Below are 10,631 nucleotides of genomic sequence, written 5' to 3'. Positions count from 1 at the left end.
ACTAAAAAGCTGGAAGCTTTAAAATATAAATGGGATATAATTATCCCATTTTACATAAAAAATAAATAAAAATATGAAAAATGCGGAGAATATATAACATAAATAATAAATTATAGTGATATATACAAATTAAATTATAAAAATAAGTAAAAAGTGGTAGAAAAATGTCGAGAATAGTGTATAATATATTTAATGCAAAAAACTAAATAAAAAGGAGTAAGCTATGTCAATAATTTTAAACATTTTAGGAATCATAGTATTATTAGGTGTGCTTTACCTAGTATCTTCTGACAAAGCGTCGGTAAATAAGAAACTTATAGGAAAGGCTTTACTAATACAATTTGTACTTGCCTTTTTCTTAGTTAAATTCCCAGCAGGGAGAAATGTCGTACAAGTAGTATCTGACTTCGTAACGAATATATTAAGTTATGGAATGGAAGGTCTTACTTTCGTATTCGGACCATTAGCTGATGGAAGTAATGGATTTATATTTGCGATATCAGTTCTTGGAAACATAGTATTTATAGGAGCATTAGTAGGTGCACTTTATTATCTAGGAGTTATAAACTTCGTAGTTAAAATAATAGGTGGTGCAATACAAAAGGTTTTAGGAACAAGTGCTGTAGAGAGTTTTGTTGCAGTTGCAAATATGTTCTTAGGACAAACGGAATCTCCAATACTTGTAAGTAAATACTTACACTTAATGACTACAAGTGAACTTATGCTAGTTTTAATATCTGGTATGGGTAGTATGTCAGCTACAGTTTTAATGGGATATGTAGGAATGGGTATACCTATGGAATATTTACTTATAGCAGGGGCATTAGTTCCATTAAGTAGTATAATTGTATCTAAACTATTAATACCTGAAACTCAACATGAAGAGGTAGTTGAAAAGGTTGAAATGGATAGAAAAGGTGCTCATACAAATATAATGTCAGCTATATCAGAAGGAGCTACAAATGGTATGCAAATGGCATTTGGTATAGGAGCAGCATTAATAGCTATAACAGGGTTAGTTGCTTTAGTTAATGGTGGATTAGGAGTGATAGGTTTATCATTACAACAAATATTATCATACATATTTGCACCACTTGGACTATTAATGGGTCTTGATCCATCAAATGTATTAACAGCAGGTCAATTATTAGGTACTAAGATGGTTCTTAATGAGTTTATAGCATTTGGAGATTTAGGACAAATAATAAAGACTCTTGATCCTAGAACTGCTTTAGTTATATCAATATCTTTAGCTGGATTTGCTAATATATCAAGTATAGGTATATGTATATCAGGTATATCAGTATTTTGTCCAGAAAGAAGAACAGAAATATCTAATATAGCTTTTAAAGGTATGATAGGTGGATTTTTAGTAAGTACATTATCAGCTATGATAGTAGGATTAATATTATTATTCTAATAAAAAAAAGATTTGAGTATTCTCAAATCTTTTTTTATTGCGTAAAAAAGTAACTATACAATTACAAAAGAAATATAAAGATATAAAATTTGCTTATGATGGAATGTACTTGGATTTATAAAAAAATATGGTAATTCTTGTCAAAATATAGAAAACTATGTAACATTATGATAATATTATAAATATAAAAATAAAATTTAACATTAAAACTAAAGAGCAAAAGGGGCGATTAAAATAAGTATATCAAATTTGGTTTTTATGGGCATCCCTGAAGCTATAGTTATATTTTCATCAATAGGTATAATTATAGATAAAATAAATCGAAAACAAATAATGAGTATGTCTATAACTTATGTATTAGCCATGGCTTTTTTAAAAAATACTTTACCTGTAAGTATTAGTAATTTATTATTATATTTTACAATAGCTATTATAATTCACATATATTCTAAGGTTAATTTAGTACGCTGTTTTATTGTAACTGCACTTATTTTAGGTATTAAAATGATCACAGAAGTAATAACAATAACATTTATAAGTTTTACAGGAGTAAATCTTAATGTTATATTAGGAAATAATTTTTTAAGAACATTATCATGTTATGTATCCTTATTATTTATGATTGTTTTAATGAAGATACTTAAATACAAGTATTTTTTTCATGCTTTGGATATAAAAAAAATTTCAGAAAAAAATAGATATATGCAACATATACTTTTGTATATAAGTTTTTTAACTATGTCTATAATTGGAGTTTTAATATTACTTATATATAATGTAAGCAATATGGGATTTGGTATGGAAATAGTTATGCGTACATTTATAGTTTTAGCATTAGTTATTATATTATTTACATTACTTATAAGTATAATAAATTATGATAAAAGAAAAGCATTAAATGAATTAGAAAAAAAATTAATGGAAAAAAATTTAAAGCAAATGGAAGAAAATATTGATGCGTTAAGAATTCAAAGACATGATTATATGAACCATTTACAAATAATACTTATGCAAATGTCTAGTGGAAAGATAGAAGATGCTAAAAGGTATATATTGGGAATGGCTGATTGTGATAGTAATATATGTGTAGATTTTTTGACTGGGAATCACTGTATCGATGCAATATTAAATACGAAAAAATTAAAGGCATCTAAAAATGAAATAGATTTAACTGCATGTATAGATAGCTTGTTAGAAAACATAGAATTATCAGATTCAGAAGTTAGTTCTATACTTCTAAATATAATAGATAATGCAATTGATGAACTTAAAAATAGTGACAAAGAGTATAAATATGTCCATGTAGATATATATAAAGATGAAGAACATCATAATATATCTATTAAAAATAATGGATCAAGAATAAAAGATAGAAAAAAAATATTTGAAATTGCATATTCATCTAAAGGTGAAAATAGAGGTTATGGACTGTATTCTATAAAACAATTACTTGAAGAGCATAATTGCAGTATAGATGTAGAAAGTGACGATATGGAAACTGAGTTTAATATCCAGATACCAATTATAAAAAAAGTGGTTTAATTAATAAAAAAGGCTATATTTTAGAAAAAACTAAAATATAGTCTTTTTTATTGAAAAGTTTTTAAAAATTAGAATCATTAGCTTCGTAGTTTAAAATTAAGTTTTCATTTACTACAGCATAAGTATAAAATAATAAAATAAAAAATAAAAAGATATATATCATAAGATTTTCCCCCCTAGATTAAAATCTAATTAATATTATATTATACTAATAATTTCTAAATCCTTTTAAATATGGTAATACAGTTTAAATATTTGTAATTTCTATAAATCCATTTTTAATATTCATAATTTTATCTGAAACTTTTTTTGCAAAATTAAAATCATGAGTTATGATAAGAATTGATACACCTTGCTGTTTTAATGTATTAATAATATTAACAACATCATTAATACTATTAGGATCAAGTGCAGAAGTAGGCTCATCAAAACATAAGATTTTAGGAGATAAAGCAAAAGAGCGTGCAATAGATACTCTTTGTTTTTGCCCACCAGATAATTCACATGGATAAGCATTTATTTTATCTTCTAAACCAAATCTTTTTAAAATATTAAGGGCGTCTTTAGTAGCATTTTCTTTGCTTTGATTTAAAACATTTACTGGAGCTGTTATTATATTTTCGAGTACAGTCATATGAGGAAATAAATTGAAGCTTTGAAAGACCATACCTATATCTCCTTTTAAGTTTAAAATGTCTTTAGAATTTTTAAAAACTTTGTTGTCTACAATAATTTCACCTTTATCGAAATTTTCAAGGCCGGATATACATCTAAGTAGGGTAGTTTTTCCAGCACCAGATTTTCCAACTATTCCAATTACTTCACCTTTAGCTAATGTAAAGGATATATTTTTAAAAATCTCATTATTTTTAAAGGATTTATTTAAGTTTTTTACAATTAACATAACAACCTCCTAATTACTATAATATGAATAACTATTTTCTAGTTTTTTAAATATATTACTTACTATTAAAACTAATATTAAATATACAAACCCAACTTCTATTAAAGGTAGCAAGCTAAGGGTTCTATTAGATGCTATTTGAGCTATCGTTAAGTCCCAATATATAAACTAAAGAAGTATCTTTGATAAGAGTAATAACTTCGTTTGACATTGGAGCTAAAATGATTTTTACAACTTGAGGTGCTATGATTTTTTTATAAGTTATAAATTTGCTAAAGCCAAGAACAGAGCAGGCTTCATATTGACCTTTATCGATTGAATTAATACCACCTCTAAAAATTTCTGCAAAATATGCACTATAATTTAAAGTGAAGGCAAGGATTGCAACTGTGAATCTATCAAAAATCAGTCCTATAAGAGGTAGACCGTAGAATATGAAAATCAATTGTAATAAAAGAGGCGTACCTCTAAATATAAGAATGTAAAATTTTGATATAGATTTTAAAACATTATTTTTAGATAATCTTAAAGAACAGATAATTATACCTAGTGGTATTGAGAATATTAGTGTCAATAAAAACACTATAAAAACTATTTTTAATCCTTGTAACATATAGATTCCTCCTAATTTTAATTAAACCATTTATTATAAACTTCATTGTAAGTTCCATCATTTTTAATTTCTTCTAAAATTGTATTCACTTTATCTCTAAGTTGGTTGTTTCCTTTTTTAAAACCTACAACAAAGCTTTCTTTTCCAAAATTATTTTTTAGAATAGTAAAACTATTTTTCTTTGAATGAGATATATAATATCTAGCTAAAACTTCATCGGCAACAACTGCATCAACTCGTTTATATTCAAGATCTCTAAATGCATTATCAAAGCTATCGTATAATATTGGGGTTTTGTCTTTTAAATTTTCAACGAGTTTAGTATTTTTTTCTATGGCTTCAAAACCTGAACTTCCTTGTTGAGTACCTAAAGATTTATTATTTAAATCATCTTTGGTATGTATAGCTGAATTTTTCAAAGTTACTATAACCTGCTTATTAGTTAAATAAGGTGTTGAGTAATTTATCTTTTTCTTTCTTTCATCAGTAAGAGTATATCCATTCCAAAGTGCATCTACGTTACCTGAATTTAATTCTGTATCTTTCATAGCCCAGTCTATATTTTGAAATTTGACTTTCATATTTACTCTAGAGAAAACTTCTTTAGCTAAATCTATATCAAATCCTACGGCATTATTATCTTCATCTAGAAAACCCATTGGTACGAAACTATTATCATATCCTATTACTACTGTATTTCTATCATGGGTAGTTTTTAATGTAGTAGTTTGGTTGCTAAATCCTAAAAGAGAAAATGCAAAAGTTATGAATAATGATAATAAGATTAATATTTTAGTGTTATTTTTCATATATAAAATCTCCTTAAATAAAAATTGAAAATAATAAGTATATTTCTTTGCGCGCATAATGAAATAAACTAAAAAAACTCCCGCCTCTAGCTATTGCTAGAGGACGGGAGTTAACTCACGTGGTTCCACCTCTTTTTATTAATGCCTTACGACATTAACCTCTTTGAGTACGACATTAATAATGTTTATACTCTAGCACGATAACGGGTGCAGGGGGATCCGGAAACAGCCTAGTAAGATTTAACTTTTCGGTGTTCTGCTCAAAGATGTGTTCAAAGTAAAATCAATTGCACCTCTCACCAAACGGTAGCTCTCTGTTAAAGATGTTTACTTTTACTATTTCTTATCATTGCATTTAATTAACTGTATTTCGTATTGTTATCAATAATAAAACTTTTTTAAAAAGGTGTCAATACATATAATGATAAATTTTATATGGTAATTTATAGTAAAAAAATATATGTAAGAGTAGGACTATTTAGAAACTATGAAATAAGGAGGCTATATGAGTAGTTTTATATAACTACATTTACAATAGTAATCTGATATAATTATTTTAATAACTAGTAAAACTAAATCGAAAGAGAAAGGGGTCGCTATGGAAAATATAGTTATAGAGACGAAAAGATTGATTTTAAGAAAAATAAATGAAAATGATTATGAAGAAATAGCAGAGATATTACAAGATATAGATATTATGTATGCATGGGAAAAGTCTTTTTCTAAGGATGAAGTAATACAATGGATAAATAAAAATATAGATAGATATAGCAATGATGGATATAGTTATTACTTAGCTATAAACAAAGATAATGAAAGTGTTATAGGAGTCATGGGGCCATTGGTAGAGAGCATAAATGGAAGTGACTTTATAGGAGTGGCATATATATTAAATAAAAAATATTGGGGCAAAGGGTATGCGACTGAAGGTGTAGCATCATGTATTGATTATGCTTTTAAAAACCTTAATGCAGATAAAGTAATAGCTCAAATAAGACCTGAAAATAAAGCTTCTTGTATGGTAGCGCAGAGATTGAATATGAAAATAGAAGGTGAATTCACAAAATTATATGAAGGTAAAGAAATGAGACATTTAATTTACTCTATTGAAAAATAGTTAATATTTACATAAAAAATCCTATAGAATGATATTTTTTAATTGACACTCTATAGGATAAATTTTATAGGTTATTTATATTAAATCTGTTGATTGTTTAACTTATTTTTACAGAATTTAAGTGATTTGAATATAGCTTTTATAATTAGCAATACAGATATAAGTAAAGTTAATGAAAAACCTAATTTATTTACAAATGTATCACCTTCATGATAGTTATAAGTTCGTGATAAATTAAAACAAACCTTCCATAATATTAGAATAAGTGAAATTTGAATCAAATTAAAAATTACATAGTTTGTTTTAATTATATAAACTATATATATCAGCGTAAGTACGGATAAAGCTATGACTATTCCTAATATCTCCCTATCTTTAAATAAAATAGGTGTATCTGCTGTGAATATTATTTTTACTACCCAAGTTACAAATAACATTAGATTAATTGTAAGTGACGTTACGATATCTAAATGTTTATTCAAATATAATCATCTCCCTATTTTTATATATAGAAAAGTACCCTATACATGTAATTATCTTTTAAGTAAGATCAAAAATCAATAATTTAATTACTGTTTAAAAATTTTAATTACATATTTTTTAGTAGTAATTATTATTATTTAAAATATAAGCTTAGAAAGGAATAAGAATGATTAAATTTTCAAAATCAAAAATTATGGATGTTCATACAATTAGAGATTTTTATTGTAATTATGCTACATGGAAAGTTACTAGAGATTTAACAGATTGGGAAAAAATAATAAAAAATTCAGCATGTGTAATAACAGCGTGGAAAGACGATGAATTAGTAGGTGCAGCTAGAGGATTAAGTGATGAAGTTAGATGGGCGACTATTGTAGATGTATTAGTTCAGCCTAATTATAGAACTCAAGGGATAGGTAAATTGGTTGTTGAAAAATTATTAGATGATAGTACTATGAAGGTTAGAACTGTTTATCTAGCAACTCCTGATAAGGAAAACTTTTATACTAACTTAGGTTTTAAAATAGCTAACGAACATTGTTCATACATGATAAGAGTAAACTTAGATAAAGATGAAGCATATTTTTTACCGTAATATAATTAAATATTAATAGATATTAAGTATAAATAGTTATGAAAATAAAGAGAAAATAATTTTTCTCTTTATTTTCATGCAAAAAAGTTAGCGGAATTTAAAATTGGGTAACATTATGTTAGAGGTGATAAGATGAATAAATTAGACAATAATAACATAGAAAAATATGATGATTGTTCCAATGATTTTAAAATTAAAATTGTTTTTGAAAGTATTCTAGTGGGAATAGTTTCAGGGTTTATAGTCTCTATGTATAGATTGTGTTCAAACTATGCAGGGCAATTAAGTTTAAATATTTATAGATTTATGTCAAATAACTATGAATATATAATTTTAGGAATACTAGTGTTTGCTATTATTGGATATATTGTTGGGTATTCAGTTGAAAAAAATCCTATGATATCAGGTAGTGGTATTCCACAAATTGAAGGGTGTTTAAAAGGTAAGTTAAAAATACTACATTCTTTTAAGATTTTAGTAAGTAAATTTATAAATGGAGTTTTGGCTATGGGAGCTGGTCTATCGTTAGGAATAGAAGGACCGTCTATTCAATTAGGAGCTAGTTTTGCGCATGGAATATCTAGAAAGTTAAAGTTAGAAAAAAAGGAACAAATGATTTTATATTCTAGCGGAGCTGGGGCTGGGTTAGCAGCAGCATTTAATGCTCCATTTGCAGGAGTTATGTTTGTTTTAGAAGAGGTACATAAAGAGTTTTCTTCTATATTACTTGTCACATCAATTGCAGCGTGCGTTAGTGCTGATTTAGTGACTTGGATATTTTTTGGAGAATCACACACTTTAGCTATGAGTAAAGTTTTAGATATGCCACCAAAGTATTATTTATTATTAATAGTGCTTGGAATAATTATTGGAATATGTGGTGTTATATATAATAAAGGATTGCTTAAAACAATTGATATTTACTCAAATATAGGGCTTAAACTAAGATATAAAATGATAATTCCTTTTATGTGTGCTATTGTATTTGGAATGTTCTTACCACAAGTATTAGGCGGTGGAGATAAACTCATGAATAATATTTTTGCTAGTGGAATTACTTTTAAACTTGCAATTATACTTTTAGTTGGCAAGTATATATTTTCACTTATAAGTTTTGCACCAGGGACTCCAGGGGGGATATTATTTCCTGTTTTAACATTAGGAGGATTAGTAGGTATGATTTTTGCCAAAGGTACAATTTTTATAGGAGGAGTAGATCCAGCATTTGTAAATAATTTTGTATTATTAGCTATGGCAGGGATGTTTTCAGCAGTTGTAAGGGCTCCTATTACAGGATTTATATTAGTTTTTGAAATGAGTGGATCACTTACTCAGTTAGGACCTATAATTGTAGTTTGTGGGGTTGCATATTTAGTAGCTAATTTACTAAAATGTCCACCTATTTATGATTCATTATTAGAAAATAAAATAAAAGCAGAGAAAAAGATAGAAGCCGCATCATAAAAATGATGTGGTTTTTTATTACTATAAAAATACTTTGGAGAATATATATAGATTACTTTTATTTTAGAGATGATCAATAAATTAATAAGTTTGGAAAATTGAATAAAGGAAATTAGAAAGTAAAGTTGAAATAAGTTTAGATAAATTAAAGTATACACACGTTAGGAGGTATAATTTTTTGAAAATATATATAACAAGGCATGGACAAACCGAATGGAACGTAGAAGGGAAAATGCAAGGAAGTAAAAATTCAGACTTAACAGAACAAGGGAAGAAAGAAGCCTTGAATCTGGGAAATAGTTTAAAAGATATTAAAATAGATTATATATATACTAGTCCACTAACAAGAGCATATGATACAGCAGTACTTATAAAAGGAGATAGAGACATATCTATAGGAATACATGAAAACTTAAAAGAAATGAATTTTGGTATCTGGGAAGGCATGCATAATGATGATGTTCTAAAAGATTATGCAGATCAGCATTATAAATTTTGGAATGAACCTCATCTATATACATCAATAGGTGGAGAAACTTTTGACGAACTTATAAAAAGAATTAAAATTACTTTAAATGATATTAAAAATCAAAATAAGGGTGAAAGTATATTATTAATTACACATGCGATAGTTATAAAAGCTATATATGCAATTATTAAGGGTTATGAGTTAAAGGATTTTTGGAACCCTCCATATATAAAAAATACATGTGTAACGATATTAGAGTATAAGGAAGAGAAGTATAAGTTTATATTAGAAGCGGATGCATCACATGTTAAAATATAAATAAGTTAACAGAATGTATTAAACTATTTACAGATATATTTATTCAAAATTAGGATTGGGTACTTTTATTGGAGATTTTAGTGATGAAAACTCAAATCTTTTTAGAGAGTCAATAAAATATGCATTGCTAAATGGAATAAACTTTATTGACTATTATATATGTTTTATAAAAAATTTATAAAGAATAAATTCTGATATAATTAACTTAATAATTATCTTTATTTAAGTAATATATAAATTAAAATTTAAGGAGGTTTTTATAAAATGGAAATAAAATTAATAAAGCCAAATTTAGAATATGCTGATGATATAATGGAATACAGACGAGAGTTTTTAGAATCAGGAGAAGATTTAGCAGGGTGTGGAAATTTGAGATGGTGTTCTACTGCGAAAGAATGGATTGATAGAATTAATTTGATTGAAAGTGAAAGAACTTGTCCATCAGATATGGTAACTTCTAATGTATATATAGCAGTAAGATTAACAGATAATAAAATTGTTGGGGTGATTGATTTTAGACATCATATTGATAACCATCCTATATTAAGTGTATGGGGAGGTAATATAGGGTATTCTGTTCGTTCATGTGAAAGAAAAAAAGGATATGCAACAGAAATGCTTAGACAAATTATTATTAATTGTAAAGAATATGGGCTAGATAAGGTACTTATAACTTGTGATAATGATAATTTAGGTAGTGAAAAAGTAATACTTGCAAATAACGGAGTATTTGAAAATGAGGTAGAAGTTGGGGAAACTACTAAAAAACGCTATTGGATAAAATTATAAAATGTTATGTGAATTTAGATAAAAGAATCAATGAATAGTTTTATATATTTTTTCATTAAGGACACTATAAAAATAATAATTCGAAATAATAATCAAATATTATGGTAT

11 protein-coding genes and 1 other annotated feature are annotated in these 10,631 nt (G+C 26.4%); of the genes, 7 read left to right on the top strand and 4 right to left on the bottom strand.

The window, feature by feature from the left end:
* The first annotated feature begins 223 nt into the window (after positions 1-223).
* Together ACRCYC_RS11145 and ACRCYC_RS11140 are read left to right on the top strand one after the other, a co-directional pair.
* Complete coding sequence (locus ACRCYC_RS11145; RefSeq protein WP_438619213.1) at positions 224-1,420, top strand: NupC/NupG family nucleoside CNT transporter; 1,197 nt, start codon at positions 224-226, stop codon at positions 1,418-1,420.
* Between the two features lie 258 nt (positions 1,421-1,678).
* Entirely contained in the window at positions 1,679-2,962 is a 1,284-nt protein-coding gene (locus ACRCYC_RS11140) for an ATP-binding protein (protein WP_438619212.1), read from the top strand.
* 247 nt (positions 2,963-3,209) lie between these two features.
* Here ACRCYC_RS11140 and ACRCYC_RS11135 read toward each other — a convergent pair whose 3' ends face one another.
* From ACRCYC_RS11135 to ACRCYC_RS11125, 3 genes are all read right to left on the bottom strand, one after another.
* The gene (locus ACRCYC_RS11135) at positions 3,210-3,866 is read right to left on the bottom strand and encodes an amino acid ABC transporter ATP-binding protein (protein ID WP_438619211.1); all 657 of its coding nucleotides are present in this window, start codon (positions 3,864-3,866) and stop codon (positions 3,210-3,212) included.
* A gap of 127 nt (positions 3,867-3,993) precedes the next feature.
* Complete coding sequence (locus tag ACRCYC_RS11130; protein ID WP_438619210.1) at positions 3,994-4,479, bottom strand: amino acid ABC transporter permease; 486 nt, start codon at positions 4,477-4,479, stop codon at positions 3,994-3,996.
* Between the two features lie 17 nt (positions 4,480-4,496).
* Positions 4,497-5,288, bottom strand: coding sequence for an amino acid ABC transporter substrate-binding protein (locus ACRCYC_RS11125; protein WP_438619209.1), 792 nt, complete (start codon positions 5,286-5,288; stop codon positions 4,497-4,499).
* Positions 5,289-5,384: 96 nt separating this feature from the next.
* Positions 5,385-5,647, bottom strand: a binding site (T-box leader).
* A 239-nt stretch (positions 5,648-5,886) separates the two neighbouring features.
* On the opposite strand from ACRCYC_RS11125, the gene ACRCYC_RS11120 reads away from it, so the two are divergent.
* Positions 5,887-6,405, top strand: coding sequence for a GNAT family N-acetyltransferase (locus ACRCYC_RS11120; protein WP_438619208.1), 519 nt, complete (start codon positions 5,887-5,889; stop codon positions 6,403-6,405).
* Between the two features lie 80 nt (positions 6,406-6,485).
* On the opposite strand, the gene ACRCYC_RS11115 is transcribed toward ACRCYC_RS11120, so the two are convergent.
* Positions 6,486-6,887, bottom strand: coding sequence for a hypothetical protein (locus ACRCYC_RS11115; RefSeq protein WP_438619207.1), 402 nt, complete (start codon positions 6,885-6,887; stop codon positions 6,486-6,488).
* Between the two features lie 167 nt (positions 6,888-7,054).
* Here ACRCYC_RS11115 and ACRCYC_RS11110 point away from each other — a divergent pair, with 167 nt between their 5' ends.
* The 4 genes from ACRCYC_RS11110 to ACRCYC_RS11095 all read left to right on the top strand — a co-directional run bounded on the left by ACRCYC_RS11110 (position 7,055) and on the right by ACRCYC_RS11095 (position 10,523).
* The gene (locus tag ACRCYC_RS11110; RefSeq protein WP_438619206.1) at positions 7,055-7,483 is read left to right on the top strand and encodes a GNAT family N-acetyltransferase; all 429 of its coding nucleotides are present in this window, start codon (positions 7,055-7,057) and stop codon (positions 7,481-7,483) included.
* 132 nt (positions 7,484-7,615) lie between these two features.
* A complete protein-coding gene (locus ACRCYC_RS11105) occupies positions 7,616-8,947 on the top strand; it encodes a ClC family H(+)/Cl(-) exchange transporter (protein WP_438619205.1) in 1,332 nt (443 codons plus the stop codon).
* Between the two features lie 178 nt (positions 8,948-9,125).
* The gene (locus ACRCYC_RS11100) at positions 9,126-9,734 is read left to right on the top strand and encodes a histidine phosphatase family protein (RefSeq protein ID WP_438619204.1); all 609 of its coding nucleotides are present in this window, start codon (positions 9,126-9,128) and stop codon (positions 9,732-9,734) included.
* A 264-nt stretch (positions 9,735-9,998) separates the two neighbouring features.
* On the top strand, positions 9,999-10,523 hold the full coding sequence (locus ACRCYC_RS11095; protein WP_438619203.1) for a GNAT family N-acetyltransferase: 525 nt from the start codon (positions 9,999-10,001) through the stop codon (positions 10,521-10,523).
* Positions 10,524-10,631 lie beyond the last annotated feature (108 nt).

It is taken from the genome of Paraclostridium sp. (assembly GCF_051657365.1).
Lineage (GTDB): Bacteria > Bacillota > Clostridia > Peptostreptococcales > Peptostreptococcaceae > Paraclostridium.
Note: the sequence above shows the minus strand (reverse complement) of the source record. Positions and strands in the feature narration are given on the sequence as shown.

Coding starts and splice junctions, on each gene's coding strand:
- ACRCYC_RS11140 (WP_438619212.1), top strand. CDS start 1,679: ATGGGCATCCCTGAAGCTATAGTTATATTTTCATCAATAGGTATAATT.
- ACRCYC_RS11105 (WP_438619205.1), top strand. CDS start 7,616: ATGAATAAATTAGACAATAATAACATAGAAAAATATGATGATTGTTCC.
- ACRCYC_RS11145 (WP_438619213.1), top strand. CDS start 224: ATGTCAATAATTTTAAACATTTTAGGAATCATAGTATTATTAGGTGTG.
- ACRCYC_RS11125 (WP_438619209.1), bottom strand. CDS start 5,288: ATGAAAAATAACACTAAAATATTAATCTTATTATCATTATTCATAACT.
- ACRCYC_RS11135 (WP_438619211.1), bottom strand. CDS start 3,866: ATGTTAATTGTAAAAAACTTAAATAAATCCTTTAAAAATAATGAGATT.
- ACRCYC_RS11130 (WP_438619210.1), bottom strand. CDS start 4,479: ATGTTACAAGGATTAAAAATAGTTTTTATAGTGTTTTTATTGACACTA.
- ACRCYC_RS11110 (WP_438619206.1), top strand. CDS start 7,055: ATGATTAAATTTTCAAAATCAAAAATTATGGATGTTCATACAATTAGA.
- ACRCYC_RS11120 (WP_438619208.1), top strand. CDS start 5,887: ATGGAAAATATAGTTATAGAGACGAAAAGATTGATTTTAAGAAAAATA.
- ACRCYC_RS11095 (WP_438619203.1), top strand. CDS start 9,999: ATGGAAATAAAATTAATAAAGCCAAATTTAGAATATGCTGATGATATA.